This is a genomic window from Mucilaginibacter oryzae (assembly GCF_003148845.1).
In the GTDB taxonomy this organism is placed as follows: domain Bacteria; phylum Bacteroidota; class Bacteroidia; order Sphingobacteriales; family Sphingobacteriaceae; genus Mucilaginibacter; species Mucilaginibacter oryzae.
On sequence record NZ_QGHA01000001.1, the window covers coordinates 1,035,115 to 1,058,093 of the forward strand.

Annotated in this window: 19 protein-coding genes and 1 tRNA gene; 9 read left to right on the forward strand and 11 right to left on the reverse strand. The window is 44.2% G+C overall.

Features of this window, described 5'->3' with window-relative positions; translation table 11 throughout:
* The 3 genes from LX99_RS04600 to LX99_RS04610 all read right to left on the reverse strand — a co-directional run bounded on the left by LX99_RS04600 (position 1) and on the right by LX99_RS04610 (position 3,358).
* Positions 1 to 1,920: an ABC-F family ATP-binding cassette domain-containing protein gene (locus tag LX99_RS04600; RefSeq protein ID WP_109606764.1), complete on the reverse strand. Its 1,920-nt coding sequence runs from the start codon at positions 1,918 to 1,920 to the stop codon at positions 1 to 3.
* 169 nt (positions 1,921 to 2,089) lie between these two features.
* Positions 2,090 to 2,860, reverse strand: coding sequence for an SGNH/GDSL hydrolase family protein (locus LX99_RS04605; protein ID WP_109606765.1), 771 nt, complete (start codon positions 2,858 to 2,860; stop codon positions 2,090 to 2,092).
* 138 nt (positions 2,861 to 2,998) lie between these two features.
* The gene (locus tag LX99_RS04610; protein ID WP_109606766.1) at positions 2,999 to 3,358 is read right to left on the reverse strand and encodes a cupin domain-containing protein; all 360 of its coding nucleotides are present in this window, start codon (positions 3,356 to 3,358) and stop codon (positions 2,999 to 3,001) included.
* 157 nt (positions 3,359 to 3,515) lie between these two features.
* On the opposite strand from LX99_RS04610, the gene LX99_RS04615 reads away from it, so the two are divergent.
* Entirely contained in the window at positions 3,516 to 4,007 is a 492-nt protein-coding gene (locus LX99_RS04615) for a TspO/MBR family protein (protein WP_109606767.1), read from the forward strand.
* Positions 4,008 to 4,073: 66 nt separating this feature from the next.
* Positions 4,074 to 4,607: a hypothetical protein gene (locus LX99_RS04620; RefSeq protein ID WP_022830107.1), complete on the forward strand. Its 534-nt coding sequence runs from the start codon at positions 4,074 to 4,076 to the stop codon at positions 4,605 to 4,607.
* A gap of 142 nt (positions 4,608 to 4,749) precedes the next feature.
* Here LX99_RS04620 and tamL read toward each other — a convergent pair whose 3' ends face one another.
* A complete protein-coding gene (tamL, locus tag LX99_RS04625; protein WP_109606768.1) occupies positions 4,750 to 7,110 on the reverse strand; it encodes a translocation and assembly module lipoprotein TamL in 2,361 nt (786 codons plus the stop codon).
* Between tamL and LX99_RS04630 the strand changes: the two genes are divergently transcribed.
* The 3 genes from LX99_RS04630 to LX99_RS04640 all read left to right on the forward strand — a co-directional run bounded on the left by LX99_RS04630 (position 7,101) and on the right by LX99_RS04640 (position 8,171).
* Positions 7,101 to 7,850: a TrmH family RNA methyltransferase gene (locus tag LX99_RS04630; RefSeq protein ID WP_109606769.1), complete on the forward strand. Its 750-nt coding sequence runs from the start codon at positions 7,101 to 7,103 to the stop codon at positions 7,848 to 7,850. The two genes, tamL and LX99_RS04630, sit on opposite strands and share 10 nt — an antisense overlap.
* Before the next feature lie 47 nt (positions 7,851 to 7,897).
* Positions 7,898 to 7,968, forward strand: a tRNA-Cys gene (locus tag LX99_RS04635).
* A gap of 29 nt (positions 7,969 to 7,997) precedes the next feature.
* Positions 7,998 to 8,171 (forward strand): hypothetical protein, encoded by a 174-nt coding sequence (locus LX99_RS04640; protein WP_022831935.1) that lies wholly within the window; start codon positions 7,998 to 8,000, stop codon positions 8,169 to 8,171.
* Positions 8,172 to 8,359: 188 nt separating this feature from the next.
* Here LX99_RS04640 and LX99_RS04645 read toward each other — a convergent pair whose 3' ends face one another.
* Positions 8,360 to 9,403 (reverse strand): quinone-dependent dihydroorotate dehydrogenase, encoded by a 1,044-nt coding sequence (locus tag LX99_RS04645; protein WP_109606770.1) that lies wholly within the window; start codon positions 9,401 to 9,403, stop codon positions 8,360 to 8,362.
* Positions 9,404 to 9,611: 208 nt separating this feature from the next.
* Between LX99_RS04645 and LX99_RS04650 the strand changes: the two genes are divergently transcribed.
* Together LX99_RS04650 and LX99_RS04655 are read left to right on the forward strand one after the other, a co-directional pair.
* Complete coding sequence (locus tag LX99_RS04650) at positions 9,612 to 9,992, forward strand: chorismate mutase (RefSeq protein WP_170122629.1); 381 nt, start codon at positions 9,612 to 9,614, stop codon at positions 9,990 to 9,992.
* Between the two features lie 279 nt (positions 9,993 to 10,271).
* Entirely contained in the window at positions 10,272 to 11,732 is a 1,461-nt protein-coding gene (locus tag LX99_RS04655) for a glycoside hydrolase family 30 protein (protein WP_109606772.1), read from the forward strand.
* 97 nt (positions 11,733 to 11,829) lie between these two features.
* Here the strand turns inward: LX99_RS04655 and purU are convergent, their stop codons facing one another.
* Complete coding sequence (gene purU, locus LX99_RS04660; RefSeq protein ID WP_022831940.1) at positions 11,830 to 12,654, reverse strand: formyltetrahydrofolate deformylase; 825 nt, start codon at positions 12,652 to 12,654, stop codon at positions 11,830 to 11,832.
* A 117-nt stretch (positions 12,655 to 12,771) separates the two neighbouring features.
* Between purU and LX99_RS04665 the strand changes: the two genes are divergently transcribed.
* Entirely contained in the window at positions 12,772 to 13,185 is a 414-nt protein-coding gene (locus LX99_RS04665; protein WP_109606773.1) for a hypothetical protein, read from the forward strand.
* Positions 13,186 to 13,300: 115 nt separating this feature from the next.
* Here the strand turns inward: LX99_RS04665 and LX99_RS04670 are convergent, their stop codons facing one another.
* Positions 13,301 to 13,660, reverse strand: a complete 360-nt coding sequence (locus LX99_RS04670; RefSeq protein ID WP_146203061.1) for a hypothetical protein — start codon at positions 13,658 to 13,660, stop codon at positions 13,301 to 13,303.
* 160 nt (positions 13,661 to 13,820) lie between these two features.
* On the reverse strand, positions 13,821 to 14,249 hold the full coding sequence (locus tag LX99_RS04675; RefSeq protein WP_109606775.1) for a pentapeptide repeat-containing protein: 429 nt from the start codon (positions 14,247 to 14,249) through the stop codon (positions 13,821 to 13,823).
* 255 nt (positions 14,250 to 14,504) lie between these two features.
* Here LX99_RS04675 and LX99_RS04680 point away from each other — a divergent pair, with 255 nt between their 5' ends.
* Complete coding sequence (locus LX99_RS04680) at positions 14,505 to 15,503, forward strand: hypothetical protein (protein WP_109606776.1); 999 nt, start codon at positions 14,505 to 14,507, stop codon at positions 15,501 to 15,503.
* A 355-nt stretch (positions 15,504 to 15,858) separates the two neighbouring features.
* Here LX99_RS04680 and LX99_RS04685 read toward each other — a convergent pair whose 3' ends face one another.
* The 3 genes from LX99_RS04685 to LX99_RS04695 are packed head-to-tail and all read right to left on the reverse strand — an operon-like array spanning position 15,859 to position 22,802.
* Positions 15,859 to 18,072, reverse strand: a complete 2,214-nt coding sequence (locus LX99_RS04685) for an alpha-galactosidase (protein ID WP_245927842.1) — start codon at positions 18,070 to 18,072, stop codon at positions 15,859 to 15,861.
* Positions 18,073 to 18,086: 14 nt separating this feature from the next.
* Positions 18,087 to 21,425 carry a DUF5107 domain-containing protein gene (locus tag LX99_RS04690; protein WP_109606778.1) on the reverse strand — a complete coding sequence of 1,113 codons (3,339 nt, stop codon included), beginning with the start codon at positions 21,423 to 21,425 and terminating at the stop codon, positions 18,087 to 18,089.
* 18 nt (positions 21,426 to 21,443) lie between these two features.
* Entirely contained in the window at positions 21,444 to 22,802 is a 1,359-nt protein-coding gene (locus LX99_RS04695) for a sugar porter family MFS transporter (protein WP_109606779.1), read from the reverse strand.
* Positions 22,803 to 22,979 lie beyond the last annotated feature (177 nt).

Consider the following 22,979-nt stretch of genomic DNA (forward strand, 5'->3'; position numbering starts at 1 on the left):
TTATTCCAACTCCAAAATCTGCTCGGCCAATGCTTCCCATTTGTCTTTAAGCTGTTTAAGTTCGGCTTGTTTGGTGCTGTAGGCAGCGTTGGTTTGTTTTAGTTTAGCGTTATCACTGTATATTTTCTCGTCACCCAGTTGGGCTTCAAGTTGCTTAACTTCTTTTTCAAGATCGGCAATTTGCTGTTCCATTTTGCTCAGGTCCTGGTTCAGTTTTTTAAGCTGCTGATGCTTGTTTTCACCCTGTGGCTGTTTAACGGGTTCGGGCTTTTTTTCTTCCTTTTTAGGCTGCGGTGCAGGCGCAGCGGCTTTAGGCTCCAGCTTACGTTTGGCGTACCATTCGTCAAACTCGGCGTACGTACCCGGGTAAATTTTGATCTTCTGATCTTCAATAAACCAGATTTTGTTGGCTACATTATCCAGGAAATACCTGTCGTGCGATACTACGATGAAAGTACCTTCGTACTGTTCCAACGCCTGGATCAGGATGTTAACCGATTGCATATCCAGGTGGTTGGTAGGCTCATCCAGTACCAGGAAATTTGCATCGGCTGTAAGTGCCTTGGCCAAAGCCACACGCGATTTCTCGCCGCCCGATAACACCTTGATTTTCTTAAACACATCATCGCCTGTAAACAAAAACGAACCTAAAATGGTACGCAATTCGGTATCGGTATGTTTAGGGGCGAATGCCTGAAGTTCCTGTAGTATCTGGTTTTCGAGGTGTAACGACTCTAACTGGTGCTGGGCGAAGAACGTAGTGGTTACGTTGTGCCCGGTGGTCATGGAACCTGTAAAATCTTTATCAGCTCCCGCAATGATGCGCAGCAAGGTTGATTTACCTTTACCATTAGCACCGATCAGGGCAATTTTATCACCTTTTTCAATTACGGCCTCGCCGCCGTTTAAGATATCAATGGCAGGATATTTTTTTACGATATTCTCTAAGGTAACCACGTGCCTGCCCGATTGCTTGCTGAAACGGAACGCAAAGTTAACCGTCGGGTTATCGTCATCCACATCATCAATCCGCTCCATCCTGTCCAGCATCTTGATCCGCGATTGCGCCATTTTGGCCTTAGAGGCCTTGGCACGGAAACGCTCGATCAAACGTTCTTCCTGTTTAATTTTTGATTGCTGGTTTTTGAACTCGCCACGTTGAATTTCTTCACGCAGAGCTTTTTCTTCGAGATAGAAAGAGTAATTACCCGCGTAAACAGTAAGTTTCCCCTTGCGCGATTCAACCGTACGGTTAATCACCTTATCCAGGAACCACCTGTCGTGCGATACGATGATGATAGCACCGGTAAAAGCTTTCAGGTAATCTTCCAGCCATTGGATAGATGGTAAGTCGAGGTGGTTGGTAGGCTCATCCAGCAAAAGGATATCCGGTGCCTGCAACAGTATCTTGGCCAGCATTACACGCATGCGCCAGCCACCCGAAAAGGTGCTTAACTTACGTTTGCAATCGTCATCGCTAAAACCCAAACCAGCTAAAATTTCGTGGGCCTTATATTCGATATTATAACCGTCAAGCAGTTCAAATTCATGCTGCTTGTCGCTCAGTTTATTTAAAAGGTCTTCGCTATAATCCGTTTCCAGCTTTTTAAGCAGGTTCTCAATTTCATCGTGCAGCTGGTTTTGGCGCTCAAAGGCTTCCATGGCCACGTGAACGATGTTTTTATCAGATGAATATGAAAGCAGATCCTGGTTCAGGTACCCCATGGTGAGGTCTTTCGCCATGGAAACTGTTCCGGAAGTAGGCTTATAATCGCCTACAATAATTTTAAGGAGGGTAGTTTTTCCTGTACCGTTGGCACCAATTAAACCAATTTTTTCACCGGGTTTAATATGCCAGTTAGCTTCATCATATAGGGCCCGCGCACCAATCTCGAACGTAAGGTTATTTATAGCAATCATTTACGCGCAAAGATACGTTTTTTGTTTTAAGGCGAAAGGTGAAAGGATAAAGGCGAAAGGTTTTGGGGAAGGAGAAAGGATAAAGGTTAAAGGTTAAAAAAACAGCCACGCAAGCCACTTGCAAAGCTGCAGCTACCTTTCGCCTTTAACCTTTATCCTTTTACCCTTACTAAGCTCCAACGGCTTTCAGCCATGTTTGCGCCATCAGGGCTTCGCCGGCTACGCTGGGGTGTACACCGTCGAGGTTCCAGTAAGCCGCCGGGGCGGTTTGCTCGGCTTTATCAAAGGCCGATTGGTAAGGAACAAATATGGCGTCGAACTCGGCCGCTATATCTTTGGCCGCTTTGCGGAACAGATCAAATGTAGGGTACCATTTCTCATCAACCGCCTTTACATTTTTTTCGGCAAAGGGTTCGCAAATTACCAGTTTAATATCCGGCAAGGCTTGTTTTGTGCGGTTAAGCAGCTTTTTATAATCGGTAATGTAGGTATCAACAGTGCCTTTATAACCGCCGGTAAGGGTATGCCAAAAATCATTTACACCGATATGAATGCTAAGCACGTTAGGTTTAAGGGCCAAACAATCGGTATCCCAGCGCTCGGCCAGTTGGTAAACTTTATTGCCACTGATGCCTTTGTTGTATATTTTCAATCCTTTATCGGCATGCTTAAGCAACAGTTGCGAGGCCGTAAGCAGCGCATAGCCCGAGCCTAAGGCACTGGTAGTATTGGGTTCTGTCGCGTTATGGTCGCGCCCCCAGTCGGTGATCGAATCGCCTTGAAAAAGCACCACATCACCCTGGTTAAATGTTATTTTTTTTGCCGGTTTTTCATTAGCAAAGGCCGACGACACAATGGATGGTATACCCATTGAGGCGATGGTACCCAAAGCGGCGGTTTTTAGAAAATTGCGGCGGTAATTTTGTTCAGTATTTTTCATTTGAGGATTTAAACTGGTATTTGCCGAATTTACAGATTTGCCGCTATTATTAAAACTTTGTTATGTTTTGTAAAGGCGTTTGTGAAAGGAATATTACAAAGCGCCTGTGGCTGGCTGCATTTTGTTACTGCAGATTTTTCATTTATCCGCCACAAAATTCACCGGCTTTTCCGGATCAAAAGTTACATAAAGCCTTTTCCATGGCTCATCATCAACCAGTTTCCACTTATGGGCGGTGCCGGTAGTATCCTGAGCAATCAAGATTTCGCCGGGTTTCAGGATAAACTTTTCGCCCGGATAGGTTTCAAATTCAAGTGTACCGCTCAGGGTTATCACATACTGCTCTGCCGGGGCGTTATGCCAATCATAAAAAGCATGCGGTTCTGATTCCTGGAACCTGATGACCAGCGCTTCGTTAAGCTGGCCCAATTCAACTTTACCTGTTTCAATATGCGAATGACCATCATCGCCCGTGTATAACCTGTATGCTTTTATCATACCGGCTAAACTAACATTTAGCATGCAAAACTGGTATAGCCTGCGGCGTTTATTGCATATTAGTGGTATTACTAACAATTAACAGCTATAATGCTTATTTTTGATATCCAAACAAGCGGTAAAATTTATCGTTAATTAACGGTTAAACACATACAATATGCCTGTATCTACAAAGCGCTTTCAACTTGTGCCCTATCTCGTCAGCCTGCTCATGGTATTTGCCATTGGTATAACAGCCTCGTTAGTTACCAGGCCCGAAATTGCAGGATGGTACAGCACCCTCAAAAAGCCGCCGTTTAACCCACCGCCCTGGTTATTTGCACCGGTATGGTCGGCAATTTATTTGATGATAGCTACCGCAGCTTACCTGGTTTGGAAACACCGGAGCCATAAACCGGCATACATCATTGCGCGCGCTGTTTATTTTTTACAGTTGATACTCAATTTTTCATGGTCATTAGTGTTTTTTGGCATGCACCAGATTTTTGGGGCGCTTGTTGTGATCATTTTGTTGTGGCTTAGTATCGCTGTTAACATTAACTGGTTTGGCAAATTCAGCAAAGCCGCGGCGTGGCTGCTGGCGCCCTACCTGGCCTGGGTTAGCTTTGCTACAGTGCTTAACGCCAGTATATATTTCCTTAACCGATAGCTGATAAAAAACACTATTTTTATTGCAGATATTTATAGCACAGATAAAGATCTTTTTATCATACCCATGAAAAAACTTCTGCTTATTTTTTGTTTGATAGCGGCGGCCCACAGTTTTGCCTTCGCGGATAAAGTGGCCATTAATCATTTCGTAATTAAAGAAAACCCTTTTGCTGTGGACGAGGTAGCCGTAGTAGCTACAGACACCGCGGGGGTGATCCAGGAAAACGTAAACGGGGTATTTACCTTTGTAATGAACGGCTTTACCGAAGAATTAAAATTTGATAAGGGCACGGCGTTTTATCGACACAAGCTTGACCGCTCAAGCTTTTTGTATGCCAAACACATGAACGATAGCGGCACACATGCCATATTATACTACATTTATAAACACGATAGCAAACTCAGCCCCTTACATATCAGTTGGGTATTGCTGGTAGCCATCCCCCTGCTGCTGGTGTTGCTGGCCTACATGTTTAAGCGGTTTATCATTATAGCTGTAGTTATATTCTGTATCTTCCTGTATTTCAACTATCATAACGGTTTAAGCATTCCAACATTCTTCGAGAGCATTATTGATGGTTTGAAGAATATGTTTTAGAGTAGAGCAGAAAGCTTTTTAAGGTTAAAGCTGAAAGGCAAAAGGTTAAAGGTAGCTGCAATCTTTATAAATGAATAAACCCTTCAATATTCTCCCATGCAATGCTGGAAATATCTTTTGCCTTTATCCTTTCACCAATAAATTAAAACGGCATTCCAATACCAAAGTTCAACTGCATAAAGTTGTAATCTTCGCCATTGGTTGCTTTGTAATTGGCTTTAAATGTGCCTGTCCTAAATAGTTCGCCGGCGTGGTTAAGTAGTACCCATTGATCACTGCCACTAAATTGCGGATCCTTAAATTTAAATGCTGCATCCAGCCTGAAAACGAAGAAACTAAGATCGAACCTTAAACCAGTACCAATACCCATGGCGGTAGATTGCCAAAGGTTGTTCAGCTTAAATTCGCCGTTGGGGTTATCGGCCTGCTTGTGTAAGCGCCATACGTTACCTGCATCTAAAAAGAAGGCTCCTTTCAGCTTTGCGCCAAAAAAGTTATCAGCTACTTTATAGCGGTACTCAGCGTTGGTCACAAATTTCACCTCTCCAAACTGATCAAGGTATTTTAGGCGGTTACGGGTATTAAAATCACTCCCATAGTAAGCGGCTCTGTTAAACTGCCCTGGCCCAAGCGTACGCGGGAGCCATGCCCGGATATCATTTGCCCCACCGGTATAAAAGTTTTTTTCAAATATTAATTGGTTACTGTTACCATAAGGTACCCCTAAACCAGGATTAAACCGTAAAATAAACTGGCGTTCGTTACCAAAGTTTCGATAAAAGCGCAAATCAAGTTCTACTTTGGTGTATTGCGAAAATGTGTAGCCAAAAAGCTTTCGCTGCCCTAACGAATCCTTAGGCGCGTTAGTCATGTTGGCGAGCAGGTTAAGAAAATTACCTCCTATATCCAGGCTACTTCGAAAATAAGTAAAGTCTTCGTATCCGCTCAACTTGGCCGCATTAACTTGAAATGTGTACTGGCTGCCTGTTGTAAACGTGGTACGGCCGATTAGATAAACGTACGAATAACGATTTTTAGCAAGAAGGGTATCTCTTGCTATAGGATCAATTACACCCCGCGAAAATTCGATACTGATAGGGGTAATAATGTGCGTTTTTTTGGTTGTTTCTGAAAAATCGTAAGTAAGCGAATTAATAAAACTCTCGCGTTTAACCAAATCTTTCTGATAAAACAATGAATAGTTTGATGAGAAGGTAGTGTGCGGTACAGCAAATTTACCTAACAACGGAAACTTAAACGGGAGCAGCAAACGCGGGTAAGTAAGCTGTGCGCCGAGCCTTAGCTCCTGGTTCTGGATACTGCTATGATCAGTGCCAACATTATTACCATTGTCAAAAAGGATACTCCAGTTTGCCTTTAACTGTAGTATGGCAGCCTGCTTGAAAAGATTTCTGTCGGTAAAAGTGTTGCCGACATTATAACCGAAACGCCCGCCGCTAAATAACACCTCTCCCTCTACACGGTCGCTCATACGTTTTAGAGGCACTATATCTATCCTCGAATTTAGCCGGTCTGAACTGTCGCTTACTTTTTGATAAGTGGGGTTAGGCACGTTCCTGAAAACATTCAACTCGGATAGGCGCGCGGTTGTAGTAGTTTGCAGATCGATATTATAACGCTGATTTTTTTTCTGAAACACAAAATCGGTAACCACCCGCGGCGAAAATCGTTTGGAGTAATCAACAAACTTAAACTGCGAATCGGCCTGTATCGTATCAACCTTACCGGTGGTACGGCCATAACTGTTAGCGATGGTAATGAGCGTATTATTTATATAATAAACGGTATGATGATTTTTCCCCGGAGGATTATCAATAATCATTTTCACATCAACCACACTATTGTTAAAAGTAGAATCATAAGTAAAATTGATGTATTGACGGTAAAAGTCAAAAAAACCATCTCGTTTGGCAAGCACATAAAACTCATCCCTGTCATGCGCCAGGCTATCCGTATCAAAACGTCCGCCCGGTTGAATATGAGTCATCCTGTTTCGGTGGAGGTTATATAAACTTCTCAGGTTATCGTCGGCAATGCTGTCGGTAAATTTGCGGATGCGGAACATAGGCCCTTCCCGGGCAATGAAAATCAACTCAGCCTTTTGCTTTTTTATAACAACGCTATCTGTAACCTTAGCTTTAAGATAGCCCTTGCTCTGGATATATTTTTCTATCTGAAAACGCGAATATTCAACCAGGCCGCTATCTAAAATGGCCGGGGCTTCGCCAATATCACGCTTACCTTTTTTGCTAAACATGTAATAAAGCTGCAGGTTAAGCTTATTGTTGGGCTGTTGTTCTTTATCTACATAATTTACAGCGGCTTCGGCAAATTCCTTATCAATACCTTTGATGGTGATTTTGCGTACAAGCGCCTGGTCTTTACGGATGCCGCGCGTTATGCTGCAACCCGAACCTATTATCACCAGTAAAATACTTAATATTGTAAGGCGGTAAACAACAGGCTTGGTATATGCTTTCAAAATCACAGATCAGTTTATTAAAATCCTTACAACATAAAAAATTTCGCAAAGAGCATGGCTTGTTCCTGGTTGAAGGCTACAAATCGGTTGTCGAGTTTGTAAACACTGCCTACCAGGTGGATACCATTTATCATACCCCTGCAATTGCTCCAAAAATGCTGAATTTATCCCGAAAAATAAACTTTCAGGAGATTTCATTGACCGACCTTGAAAAGATCAGCAGTTTGAAAACCCCGCAGGAGGTAATTGGTTTGGTAAAAATGCCGGTTTGGCCCGCTTTAAATTATAATACGCTAAAAAACAGATTTTCGCTGGTGCTTGACGGTGTGCAGGACCCCGGCAATATGGGCACTATTATCCGTACAGCCGACTGGTTTGGCATAACAAACATCATTTGCTCGGAGGATACCGTTGACGTTTACAACCCTAAGGTTGTGCAGGCCACCATGGGTTCGCTGGCCAGGGTAAATGTGCACTATACTGATCTGGCTACTACCCTTCCCAAAATAAACCTTCCTGTTTACGGGGCTATGCTTGATGGCGAAAACATGTATGCCACAAATTTTGGCAGCGAGGGCCTGCTGGTTATGGGCAATGAGGGCAACGGTTTAAGACCCAAGATACAGGCGCTTATCAGTAAAAAAGTAACCATTCCGCGCGTTGGCCATGCCGAATCATTAAATGTTGCGATAGCTACGGCCATACTTTGTTCAGAAATTAAGCGAAATTCATTGAAATAAATTTGCTGGCTGAAAATAATTACTATCTTTGCAGTCCTTAAAAAGAGGGTCGGATGGCCGAGTGGCTAGGCAGAGGTCTGCAAAACCTTTTACAGCGGTTCGAATCCGCTTCCGACCTCAGGGTTAAAAAAATTAAAATAAAAGACAATGGGCGTTACTCGTTTAAAAAGAAAAGATAGGAGAAACAAAACTTTCTCACGTTTAGAAGTTCAGTTCCTGAAACTGGCTACTAACCTTGAATACGGAAGCCGTTCTGCTGAGAAAAAAAACAGCCAGATCGCTAAAAACAATGCAGCTTTAGAAATCGCATTGGGTAAATAATCTCCCTTCTTTCAAGAAGAAAAAATTGAGGTCCTGCCGGTTTCCGGCAGGACTTTTTATTGGATAAAATCGGGCTACACAGTTCGCCGCGAGGCACAAAGCAATCTCACGAAAACGGGGAAAGTACACAGTTCCGATCCTTTATGTTATTGCTTCTCGCCTGGTAATGAAGCAATAACGTAAAATATTTATTTAGACAATAACGCCTTATTGATCCGGCCTATCAACCCCGGCCCTTCATAAATAAACCCGGTATACAACTGCACCAGCGAAGCGCCGGCTTCCAACTTCTCCAAAGCATCTTCTGCCGAATGGATTCCGCCCACCCCAACAATCGGGAACGATCCGTTTGATTTTTGATGCAGGTAACGAATTACTTCGGTTGAACGTTTGGTTACCGGCTTACCGCTCAACCCGCCCATCTCATCTTTTAATTTTGACGGAGACGCAAGGTTGTCGCGGCTGATGGTGGTGTTGGTTGCTATAACTCCGGCAATTTTCGTTTCCTGTACAATTTCCACAATATCATCCAGTTGTGAATCGGTTAAGTCAGGAGCTATTTTCAGGAGGATCGGCCTGCTGATGCCATTTTTATTATTGCGTTGCTGCAGGGTGTTCAGGATCTCCATCAGCGGGCCTTTCTCTTGTAATGCGCGTAAACCGGGCGTATTTGGCGAGCTTACATTTACCACAAAATAATCAACCACATCAAACAAACGGTCAAAGCATTTAATGTAATCGCTTACGGCATCCTCATTGGGGGTTATTTTATTCTTGCCGATGTTACCACCGATGATCAGGTTTTTATTGGCGTTTTTCGGGTCGCGCCTGAAAGCAGCAATCCGCCCGGCAGCCACATCAACGCCAAAATTATTGAACCCCATCCTGTTAATCAGCGCGCTATCCTGCGGCAGGCGAAACATGCGGGGTTTATCATTACCGGGTTGCGGCAGTGGCGTAACGGTACCGATCTCCACAAAACCAAACCCCAGGTTAGCCATCTCGCCCATCATCTCGGCATTTTTATCAAAACCCGCGGCCAGGCCTACCGGGTTCCTGAACTTAAGGCCGAAAACCTCACGCTCCAGCTTAGGGCTTTCCACATCCCATATCGCCTTGCTCAAAGCTTTACCACCCGGAAAACGATTAAAACGCTTGAGGTTTCGGGTAACAAAGTAGTGTACATTTTCGGGATCGAATTTAAACAGGATGGGTTTGATGAGCTTATACATGCCGCGAAGTTAGCACATTTTTACGATGGTGGATAACGCGCAAAGCACAGGATAAGCCGGTATCAAACATTATTTAAATACGATATCGTAATCAGCTTAAATGCGTTCAAAAATTACCAACATTGCTTTAAAACCTGTACACCTCAGTTCAAAACAATCCGTTTGCCAACAGGTTATCTTACTAAATTTGCCCTTAAAAAATCAACTTATGAAATTACCTAACCGTGTTTTTGTATTATCAATCGTTTGTTTGTTCAGCTACGGTTCGGCCAATGCACAATCAGCTCCCGGCAACCAGGGCGTTACCGCCAATCCGCTGCAAATTAACCGGACAAAAATTGATTCTATTGATAAAAAACTTATCGCACTGCTGGGCGAACGCGAAAGCGTGGTGAAAGAAATAGGCCTTTACAAAGCAAAAAACAATATACCGGCACTGCAGGCCGACCGTTTTAAACAGGTTTTGGAAAAAGCAATTGAAGCCGGAAAACAGGAAGGGCTTTCGGCTACTTTTATCACCGAACTCATGAACGCCATACACAAAGAAAGCTTGCGAATTGAGGACGGGATCAAGGCCCAAAAACAATAAATGGGGTGTAATAAATACACTATTATTTTCATTGCGATTCGGCGTATCAAAACAAAGGTAAAAACAATCAGGAATTTTGAAATAAATTACTGAAAATCAAAATATTAATAAACTATAAAAGTTTGGTATCGAAGCGTATCGTTTTGCTAAAAGGCGCAATTAGGCCGGTAATTAATGTGATGCTTTTTGCTTTTTTTTAATTAAGTTTAATAAATTTGAAAACTCCGGTTAGCCATAGTCAAGGCTGAAACCAAACCGGAAAGCCTATTTATTTAAACCATGCAAAAAAAGTATTTAATTGCCTGTTTAGTTGCAGGCGGATTATTGAGGGCGGGCTTTGCCTGCGCGCAAAGCAAAGCACCTTATTCAGTAGCCAACAAATCTGTTAAGGTGATTGTATCCGAGCAAAACGCCGGTTATAAGTTCAAAGAAACAGAAACTTTGAAGTTTGCCTCCAAACCACAACCTGCCGAAACGGAAGTGGCCATTTTTGTTGATCCGGCAAAAACGTTCCAAACCATGATCGGTATAGGCGGCGCGCTAACCGATGCTTCGGCCGAAACCTTTGCCAAACTATCAAAGGATAAGCAAAAGGAATTTTTAACCGCTTATTATGATAAAACTAAAGGTATCGGCTATGCTTTCGGTCGTACCCCTATCCAAAGCTGCGATTTTTCGAGCGAAAGCTACAGTTATGTAAAACCAGGTGATAAGGACTTAAAAACCTTCGACATCAGCCACGATAAAACCTATCGCATCCCTTTTATCAAAGCAGCAACCGCGGCAGCAGGCGGTAAGCTAACCCTTTTTGTATCCCCATGGAGCCCTCCGGCTTTCATGAAAGATAACAATGATGTACTGCATGGCGGCAAGCTTAAAAAAGAGTTTGACCAAAGCTGGGCAAACTTTTATGTAAAATTCATTAAAGCCTACGAAAAAGAAGGCGTACCTATCTGGGGCCTTTCGGTTCAAAACGAACCTATGGCTAAACAAAGCTGGGAATCGTGTATGTACACTGCCGAAGAAGAGCGCGATTTTGTAAAAAACTTTTTAGGCCCAACCCTGCAAAAGCAAGGCTTAGCCAGCAAAAAACTGATTGTTTGGGACCATAACCGCGATTTGCTTTACCAGCGCGCCAGCACCATTCTGGAAGATCCGGCTGCTGCCAAATACATCTGGGGTATCGGTTTCCACTGGTATGAAACATGGACCGGTGCAGGCCAGAATTTTGAGGCTACCAGACGCACCCACGAATCATTCCCGGCTAAAAACCTAATATTTACCGAGGGCTGTATTGAAAAATTCGATTTTAATAAAATCAACGATTGGTCGCTTGGCGAACGTTACGGCTTATCGATGATCAATGATTTTAACGCCGGTACAGTAGCCTGGACCGACTGGAACGTTTTGCTTGATGAAAAAGGCGGACCGAACCATGTGGGTAACTTCTGCTTTGCGCCCATACATGCCGATTTGCGCAACGGCAACCTGATCTATACCAGTTCCTACTATTACATAGGTCATTTTTCTAAATATATTCATCCCGGCGCCAAACGCATCAGCGCCGTGGCCAGCCGCGATAAACTGTTAACCACAGCTTATCAAAACCCTGATGGCTCGGTTGCTGTGGTGGTAATGAACAAAACCGACGAGAAGATAGATTACAGCCTTTGGATAAAAGGAAAAGCTGCCAACACCACCGCGCTGCCGCATTCAATTGCAACACTTATTGTGCAGTGAGCGTACAACAATCTTTAGTTAATCAATCAACTAAATCTCTGGTATGGTGGGTCAGGTTTCTGATCCACCATTATCATTGATGGAGAAATAAACCGGCTTACTCAAATACCACCGTTTTATTTTTGTGCACAAACACCCTGTCTTCAAAAACAAGTTTCATTGCTTTGGCCAGCACAGCGGTTTCTACTTCCTGGCCGGCCTTCACCATATCTTTCCAGCTATACGAGTGATTTACCGGTACAATTTGCTGCGCGATGATGGGGCCTTCGTCCAACTCGTCGGATACATAATGCGCGGTAGCGCCGATCAGCTTTACTCCCCGCTCAAAGGCCTGCTTATAGGGGTTTGCTCCTATAAACGCGGGTAAAAAAGAATGATGGATATTGATGATCTTCATCGGGAATTCGGCCACAAACCGCGGCGACAGGATACGCATATATTTAGCCAGCACTACGTAGTCGGGCGTGTATTTTTTTATGGTTCCGATGATATTTTCCTCAAACGCGGCTTTATCCGCACTTTCGTGGCTGATGCAAAAGAACGGTATATCAAAGCGCTCACAGATGTTTTGCAGTTTATCATGATTGGCAATTACACACTGCACACTGGCCCCCAGGGTGCCGAAGTGGTTCCTGATCAAAATATCGCTTAAACAATGATACTCTTTAGTAGCCAGCACCACTACCTTTTTTACGGGCTCAGGATTTACAGCGATGTAGGCCCCCTCAGGCAGGATTTTACGTAACGATTCCTCAACACCGGCAATATCACCATCCCCCACATCCAGGCGGGTAAAAAAAATATTTTCGTTATGATCAACATGCTCGCGCATGGAAACTATATTAAGCAGGTGCTTGGCCAATGTAGATGAAATGGCAGCCACGAGCCCAACCTTATCCTGGCATTGTATTACAATAATCATGCTTTAATGATACAAAGAAATTTGCTGAACATCAAAGCGCCCCGGGTTAAATAATTTTATAACCCGCTGTATCAAAGCGGCGTTCCGTATCGTAAAGCATAATATAAACCGATCATTATGAAAAGAATAACTTTAATCCTCATCTCGGCATTATCGTGCGCCATCGGTGCATGTACCAAAAATAATAACCCGGGCCCCGGTAACCCAAACATTATTGGTAGCTGGCGCTGGGTAAAATCAGTAGGAGGTATTGGCGGCACTACTGTTACACCCGAGAGTAGCGGATATATCTACCGTTTTGAATTTGGGGCCGATAGCGTATTTAAAGATTACCGGAATGGTAAACTGCTTAAACAAGCAAAGTATCATATTAACAAAAATTATAAATATACACCAACGCAGACGGTTGATTTGCTTAAAATAGATAGCAACTTGTCGCCGGTGGCTTATGTGGTTAGGCATGATAGCCTTTTTTTTGATGATATTTTTATAGCCGATGGTTTTAGCAGCGTTTATGTACGGGTGAAATAAGCAGTTTTATAACCGCTATGTTTACCGCAGCCATTGTGTCAGGTTGTATATAAAATTCCCGGTAGCTATCTGAGGTCTTTAACATCGGACAGCTACCGGGAGCTTTACGACTATTTTACTTATTACTATGCCCCGCCTTCATCATATCCCTCACCGCCAGGGCTAAGGATAGTTTTTCAGCATTATCCAGATCAGTATGCTTTTCGCCGCCGTTAAACCGGTAGGCAACTTTGCCGGCCTCGTCGCTTTCGGCCTCAATTTCCAGATCGCCGTTTTTATAGCTCATCATTCCGTTGGGCGAAATCCTGGCGACCGCCGTACTATCCGGCGTAAAATAAGCGTGACCGTGGTATTCTATTCTTCGCTCCTTACCGTTGTTATTTTCAACTATTACGGTATGCCTTCCGCCTATGTGGCAACCATCTAACAAGGCAATAATGCCAATTAATACCAGTACATATCCTAACGTTTTCATGGTGTTTATTTTTTTGATAATTATTTTAACCTTTGATAGAAACAAAGGTAATATTAAACACAGTACTATACAATACATAGTACTATAAAAAATAAAATTATTCCACAAAAAATAAAAAGCCCCACCGATTGGGCGGGGCTGAGCTTTAATTAGATAGATCTTACTTATTCAACTCATAAATCCTCAGTAATTCGTTTACGTCTACTCCATTAATTTTCATTCCCGTCAAATTACAATCTGAAATTTCAACATCAACCAGGTTACAATTGGTTATGGTGCTGCCTGCCAGGTAGCAGTTTTCAAATTTAAGCGGACGCTGTTTCACATCGGGGTCATAAGCAGGATGCCCCTCGGGCGGCATGCCGATATCATGAATGTATGCCCCGCCAAGCTGGGCATATTGTATTTCGAGGTCGCTAAGATTAGCATCTTCAATTTTCAGGTTGGTCATACACACATCCCGGAAACTGGCATTGTTCATCATTACCTGCTCAAGGGTTGTTCCGTTGATAACAGCGCATTTTACCTCAAGTACTTTTTGAGTTTCCTTTATGGTGACAACTCCGGTGTTGCCGGTTGAATTTTCCATGGTTTGATTGTTGGCTTTGGATCAAATTTCATCAAAATACAGCACAAGCAGAAGTTTAGTAAGCGACAAACAGGAGGTGTATTTGCGACAATCTGATCAGTAATGATTATTAAGCTTTAAACACTTTGCAGTTTAGTATTTTTTTGAACCCATCATTAACAGGTGCTTTTCATAACTTTTAAATTAAGGATCACTGTTCAGTCAATATCTCCCAACTCGTAATTTTGTGATCTTTTTGCTATTATTACAACCGATATGAAAACCCTATACCCTAACACAATCAAACTATTGAGCGGCTTTTTATTGGCCGCTGCATTACAAAGCTGCGTTAAACAATCAGGCTCATGGCGTAATGACCAGATTCCGGGTGGTAAACGTGACGACTTCCACAAATTGAATGAACAATTACTTCACGACCTGAAGAGCAATAATACCGACGACATCAGCAACCTTGAATCAAAGGATATGCTGGATGACCGCTCCAACCTGCGCCGGATTGAAATAGTTGGCAATACAGCCAAAACTGCCGATTATGAACTTTACGACGAATTTTATGTAATTAACAGGCATCGCACTTCTGATACGGTGGAAAATACTTCAGCTGGTATAAACAGCTACCGCCTTATTTATAACGGTATTGAACACGAAATGTATTTCGCGTTGTTTTTACCTAAAGATAAAAATTTACCAAACCAGGAGATGGTCACCGCCATGTATGCCAAATACAACTACGGCTGGAAATTAGCTTCATTAAATAGCAACACTTACAAAATAAACGGAAAAACAGCACCCGAACTTTACACTGTTGCCAGACAGAAGTTCGACAAAACGCAGTACGCCGATGCCCGTCTGGCGGCCGAGCTCTCGCTGCAATGCAACGCCCCGAACGATTACTGGCAATACACACACGATGCCGACGCGGGCAAAATCTTTCAGGAAGCAGCCGAAGCTACGGCTACGCATTATCGTTTCCCGCTTACTATTGATGATGTGGCCAGCCAGCCAAAGATTTTCAGGATAGGCAACCAAAAAAACAGCCACGGTTGGTTCCCGGTAGTTTACTACACAACTAAAGTGAGCATTGCCGATACTAATGCCGTAAAAGCCGAAAATATGAAGATCAGGAAGGTGATTAACAAACTGCTGCCCGGTATTGATGCGGATAAGGATTATATGTTTTATTCGGCATGCAGCAAGCTACCTTTGGGTGCAGGCAGGGTTGACCATTTTGATATGACGGTGAAGTTGAGGTAGCAACTACACATGATATGTTTCAAAGCACGTTGTCATCCTGAGTGATAGCGAAGGATCTTCTGCGATGTGCATGGCGGCTATACAGGGCGAAGAAGATCCTTCGTTCCTCAGGATGACAAAATGGCGATGTCATATCTTATTACCGGTCGAAGTTTAGCGGCAGCGTAATTTCGTCCTAATCTATTGGAAGCATTCTGCTTCCGTGGTCTTGCTTGCTATAACTTGCTATAAAGTTAAGCTGAAAGTTAACACAGTATAGGTCGAAGTTACGCTATCGCTAAACTTCAACCAGTCAGTCTATAAAACATAAAAGGGAACAGCAAGCCGTTCCCTTTTATGTTTTATAAAGCTTTAATTAAATAGCTTCCAACTGCAATACAACACTGGTATGGGAGGCGTTGGTTTTCGGATTAATACCAACGTTCATCAGGAAATCGCCGGTAAACGTCTGATCATCATTACCCAATACAGAACCCCTGCCCGGGAAAATATTGATCTCTTTTACACGGTATTTTTTATTCGGATCCAGGCCTTTTAAACGCACCGGAACTTTGGTACCCGAACCATAGCGGTTATTCACCAAGTAATTAAACATTACCGCTTTTGATTTATCGGTGTTTACATACATGATAGATGCCACGTCGTTATCCCATGGTGAGGCTAAGCGGTACTGGTCGCCGTGCCAGATAGCGTCCTTCAAACCATCATAGTTTTTTAGGGCCGATTGGCAGAAGGCCAGTTCATCTTCGCTTAGTTTACCGATCACGATATCGAAGCCCAATTTACCCATCATCGCCACATCCACACGGTATTTGATAGGTTGTTTGCCCCAATCGGTTACGTGGTTTGAACTGGTGATAGCCGGGTAAAAGAACGAATATTCCCACTGGATAAACACACGCTCCAACGGATCGGTATTGTCACTTGGCCAGTACTCGGTAAAGTACTGCAGTGCGCCATAATCAACACGGCCGCCACCGCCCGAGCAAAGCATTAACGGCACCTTGGGGTATTTGGCTCGTACGCGTTTCAGTACATTATATAAACCATTCACATAATCAACGTAGATGTGCGACTGGTCTTTTTTCAGGTAAGCCGAGTAAGCGTTATAAATTACCGCGTTACAATCCCACTTAATATAAGCAAGGTCGGGATTTTTGGTGAACAGGTTATCAACCACACCGAATACAAAATCCTGCACTTTAGGGTTGGCCAAATCAAGCACCAACTGGTTACGGAAGTATTTTTCGGGGCGGTTTGGCTGTTTGATCACCCAATCAGGATGGGCTTTATACAGATCGCTGGCCGGATTAACCATTTCCGGCTCAATCCAGATCCCGAATTTTACACCGTTGGCCTGCGCTTCTTTTACCAGGGAGCTGATCCCGTTTGGCAGCTTTTGTTTGTTCTCCTGCCAATCGCCCAAACCGGCGTTATCGCCGTTGCGCGGGTGATTGTTACCAAACCAGCCGTCATCCAACAAAAACAGATCGACCCCTAATTTCTTGGTATCTTTTAACAAACCGGCAAGCTTGCTCTCGTTAAAATCAAAATAGGTAGATTCCCAGTTGTTGAGTAGCGTAAGCCTTGAACCGTTACCATCAACAATTTTATACTGACGCGCCCAGCTTTGCAGTTTACGACTGGCATCGCCTTTACCATGATCCGAATAAGTGTACAGGAAAGCAGGCGTAGTAAACTCAACACCCGGCTTTAAATGATACTCGGAAGCCGCGTTATTGATACCGGCAATAATTTTGAGGTTGTTAGCCACGTCCAGCTCAAAGTCGACCCTGAAATTACCCGACCATTCCAACGCGCCGTAAAGCACCTTACCTTCATCTTCAGTAGCAGGTTTATCCATTGATATGGCAAACATTGAATGTTCGTACAGGTTGGCACGGGTGCCCAGTTTGCTATCGATAGTTTTAATACCATGCGTTAAACGGGCTTCTTCGGGCTGTACTTCCATAGCCCAGTTGCCATGGTACTGTTTCAGCCAAAAACCGCCCGGAGTGTTGCCCTTCAGGTTTAAATTGGCTGATGCGTATTTGTTCAGGGTAACAACACCCTTTTCGTTATGCTTAATTACCGACCATTGCTCGGTAACATCCTCCTTATAATAGGTTTTATAATAAAGCTTTACCTCAAAATCATACACCGGATCTTTCATCGTAACCACCAGTAATGAAACATCATCGCTCACCTTGCTTACGGTATGGTTTACATAAACCAAGTTCAGCGATTTATTGCCATCGGCATGGGTAACGGTAATAGCAGGCTCGCCAAGGCTCGCAGAGCCTGATGGGGTATAAACATCATTCTGCACGCCCGAATCATCGGCCTGTCTGTACATTTTGGAGATACGGGCATACTCGGCGCTGTTGGCCAGTTTAGTGCCCAGGTACACCATGTTCAGGTGCTTTTCGGCATCTGTTTGCAGTACAATGGCGTTGTGTTGTGTTTCTACAGGGATGGTTACATCCTGCGCTGCCGCCCTACCGGCAAACAGCATGGAGCCTGCAAAAAGCAGGACCAGTGGTAAAGTTTTGTTTTGAGTAGTTCTCACGTGTAAGTTTTGGTTTAACCGGCTACTTCGGTAATTTGGTTTATCATGTTTTGATGTATTCTCGCTCCAAAATGCCCGGCATCAAGTTTCAACACTTCGGCAAAGGCTTTTTGCGCACGTTCCGTATCATGCAGGCCAAGGTATCCAAGGCCTTGTAAAAAGTGGCAATGCACCTGGTTCCTTACCTTCAGGTCGTCCTCAAAAATGAGCAGATTTGGCAGCGAGACGGCAAAGTAATCAATTTTTACGTTATCATCCATGTGCTCTATACCATATTTAAGCAGTTTTTTGAAGATCCGCTCTGCCGATGTACTGTCACCAAGACATTTTTTAGCCAAACCCTGGTAAAAGATCTTATCCGGCTGCTGATCGTTGTAAAAAACAGCCGCGGTTGGGTCTTCCAAACCGGTACTTGCCTTGTCAAAATACAAGGCAGCCTTCTCCCTTTCCTGCAGGCCTTCATAAGCTTTTCCCAACCAGTAAAAAATGTCATTTTCCTGCGTGCCGAACAGTTTGCCCTCGCCTAAATTATGCGGGTAAGTCTGGGCCTGGGTTAGTTTATCAATAGCCTCGTGATATTTGCCGTCATTAATATTTTGCTTAGCTAATTCAACCAAAGCGGCAACATATTGACCTGAAGCTTTACCTTCGCCGCCCTCCCAGGGGTGGAAAGTGTGTTGCATGATCTGATCAAAAGCAGTTTGGTGTTCACCTATAAAATTGTACAGGGTGGCCCGCTCTAAATAAACGTCATCGCGCAGTTTGGCTGTTTCCAGGTTAGCCTCAATGAACGCCAAACGGGCTTCGGCAGTATAATTCAGTTTTTTATAAAGCTGATCAAGCTCCATCAATACCCGGGCATCGGTTTTATCCAGTTCAAAAGCTTTTTCAAAGCAGATTAAGGCTTTGGCCGGATCGTTACGTTTGTTGTAGTAAGCGATACCCAAATTCCTGAACAGGGTTGGGAATTGATCATCCAGTTGTGCCGATGTTTCCCAGGCGGCAATAGCGTCATCGTATTGCAGTTTATCATAAAACAGGTTGCCTAAATAGTATGGCGCTTTGGCATCGGCGGGATTTAAGGTTGATGCCAGTTTCAACACACTGATATCCTCCAAACGATCAGGGAAACACAGGTAGGAGTCGGCTGCCGGGGCGAGTTTAAAGTATTGCAGGGCCTGCCCATTATTGCCAAACTTGCAAGCAAAATAGCCAAGATAATAGTATACCATCGGGCTGGTGGTATCGCCTGTAACAGCATTGCTTAGTAAGCTTGAAGCTTCATCAAATAAACCAGCATTGGCATAATCCAAGGCGTACTCGATGTAGTTTTGATAATAGCCACGTGATAGGGTTACCAATTGCTCAAAGCTTGAGGCAGCTTTCTCATCCTGACCTAAGGCTTTATAAGCCAGGCTAAGTTCGAACAAAGCACCTAAATTGAAAGGATCGCGTTTTACGGCCGATGCAGCTACTTCAACAGCCTCTTCGTTCCTGTTCAGTTTGCGGAAGGCCGCCGAACGCAAAACGTAGGCTTTACTGTTATTGGCATTCCTGTCTAATGATGATAGCGCGTGGTCAAGCGCCAGTTCGTAATCGCCGTTTTCAAGATCGATTTGTGCTACCGAGAAGTAACCGCTGTCTTTCCAGGCGTTGCTCCACGTGGCTTTGTAAAAGGCTTTATAGGCTTCCTCTTTTTTGCCCTGGAATTTGAGGGCCAAACCTAAATTATAATAGCACTCGCTATCGTAAGGGTTCGGGTTGCGCTGGGTAATTGTTTCAACCGCCCGGCGGAAGTAAGGCTCGCTTTTGGCAAACTGGCCGCGGCGTAAATACCATAAACCTAAAGCATTGTTATTGCGGATATCTTTCGGGTCGCGGCGGATCGCTTCTTCGTAATAAGGTACCGGGCTGTAGGTTGCATGTCGATATTGCTCCAGGTGCTGGCCGGTTAAAAACAATTGCTCGTTATTTTCAGTATCACCAGGCGATAAAGCCGGTTTGGCAGCTTCGGGGATGTTATTGAGCTTGTTACCGGCAGCATCGTATTTAATCAGCTCTTTGCCCGTTTCTGAATTTACGGTAAGCAGTAAAAGGTTTTCATCGATATTCTTAACCGCAATCTCCCTTTCAAAAACCTTTTCAGGAACAATGCAAACTTTTTCGCTCAGCAATACCTTGCCGTCGTGCTGCAGTTTGATGTTGAGGTTGTTTTGCTCGCCGGTTACGTAAACTTTCAGCAGCAGCTTGCCATCGGTATAATCTAAGGCCAGCAAAATATCTTTGGTTGCATTTTTAATTACGCCAAGCTCGCGGTATGGCATAAAGTATTGCGTAAAATGCTTTTCCTCGTGCGGCATCAACCAGGTAAAATCGGGCTGGTTATCGGTAAACATACCGGTCATGAGTTCGATGTATGGGCCATCCTCGTCGGTCAGGTTCCTGTCCCAGGCCAGGCCGAAATCGCTGTGGCCCCAGGTCCATTGCTTTTTTCCGGGGGATACGTGGTGGTTGGCTACGTGCAGTAAACCTGCCTGGCTATCATGCTCATATCCGCCTACAAAATCATAGTTAGAATTGATGGCCATGTACGATGTTGGCACCGGGATATTTTTATATCTTGAGATATCAGTACCCGGCGAGTAATCAACTTTATAATACGTACCGGTGGCTATCGGGAATGTAGATACATCGCGCTTACCATGATCAAACACGGCGTTCACATCGGGCGGAAAAACCGATTGGTAATCGTCATTTACCTTTACGGCCGGGTTTGCCCACCATAAAAAGGTTTGCGGCAGGGCCGAACGGTTGTATAGTTTGGCTTTTATTTCAATGTAAGCCTTATCCGGGTGCAGGGTAAAACCGGCCATACCTTTGGTGTGGAACATACGCTCAACCTCGTTCACCAATACGGTTTTGCTGCCGTCGGCATTTTCTTCAATTTTATAATCTACCGGCTCGAAAGTACTTGGGCGGTGGTGCTGCGGCCAGTTAAACTCGATACCGCCCGAGATCCACGGACCGGTCAGGCCTACCAGCGCGGGTTTAATTACCTGGTTGTAGTAAATAAAATGGCGTTGCTTGATCTTGTCATAAGCCATCTGGATGCGGCCACCCAGTTCGGGCAGGATCAGTACCTTCAGGTATTTGTTCTCGAGGTACAGGCCGGTGTATTCTTTATCTTCTTTTTCGTCGTAAATTTTTTCGATAACAGGGTTAGGATAAACCTTGCCGCTGCTGCCCTGGTAAACGCGCTTTTCAAAAAACATGGGATTTTTATCGGGCTTACCTATGCCGTAAGTTGGGATAGTTACTTTTTCTTCCCAAACGTTTACATACAAATCGTTCATTTTAGCTAATGGTTATTATTAATGTCTTATTAAATTGTCTTCTAACTCTTCGAGGGTTTGACCTTTGGTTTCCTTCACTTTTTTCAGCACGAACAAAAAGCCGAGGAAACAGATGCCCGCATACATGTAAAACGGCCCGTACGTACCCAGTACTTTAGCCAGGATGGGGAAGGTAAATACCAACACAAAGTATGCACCCCAAAGTGATACAATGGCTACAGTTGACGCCGCGCTGCGGATCTTGTTCGGGAAAATTTCGGCAATTAAAACCCAGGTTATCGGGGCTAAGGATAGCGCGTAGGTGCTGATGGCCAGCAACACAAATATGGATACCAGTTTAGCTGAGAGCTGATTTTGCAACAGGTAAGCCAGTACAATGTACAGTATTGATAATCCTAACGAACCGATCAGCATCAAAGGCTTGCGACCCAATTTATCCACCTGCCACATCGCCAGCAGGGTAAACACCAGGTTAACGATACCGATAGAAACGGTTTCAAAAAGCTGCTGGTTTAAACTCGAACCCACCGAGGCAAATATGGTTGATGTATAATTGAACACCACATTGATACCGCAAAACTGTTGGAACACCGCAAGCGTAATACCCACTAATACGGCAGGACGAACGGCTTTTTCAAATACCGCCCGATACGATTCTTTGCCTGCACTGCCCTTTAATGATTTTTCGATAGCCTCCTGCGTTGAAGTAACAAAACCTTCCGAACCGATTTTGTGAAGCACCTTTTCAGCCTCATCAGCGCGACCGGCCTTGATCAGCCAGCGGGGGCTTTCGGGCAAAGCAATTACACCCAAAAGGAAAACCGCCGCAGGTACCGTACCCAAACCAAACATCCATCGCCAGGCATTATCACCGGTGTCGGCTAAAAAGTAGTTGCACAGATTGGTGATCAGTATGCCCAATACCACCGTAAGCTGGTTAATGGCCACATTACGGCCACGCACCTGCGCCGGCGAGATCTCGGCAATGTACATGGGGCACAGCATTGAGGCCATTCCTACCCCTATCCCCGCCGCGAAACGCAATACGAGGAAATAAGTAAGCCCGGTTGAAAATGCGATACCGATAGACGATACCGCGAAAATGAAAGCCGCCACCATCAATCCCGGTTTGCGGCCATATTTTTCGGCGATGCGACCGGCGATGATACAGCCCACAATACAACCCAGGGCCAGCGAACCGGTCAGGAAACCTTCCCAAACAGGATCGAGCGCGAACTCTTTACGAAGGAATGGCAGCGCGCCCGATATCACGGCAAAATCAAAGCCGAACAGGTAGCCCCCCAGCGCCGATATAAAGGAAATGCCTATGATATAGCCGCTGTTAAACTTTACTTCTTGTTTTAAATCAGTGATCATTTTATAATGGTTAGCTTCTTCTCTTATAAATCTACTTTAAATTAGCTTCACCCCAACCCTCTCCAAAGGAGAGGGAGTTCCTTTTTTCTTAAAAGCCTCTCCTTTAGAGAGGATTTAGGTGAGGCTATATATATTATTAAAAACGGGTTCCGCCTTCGGCTTTCACTTCCGCACCTT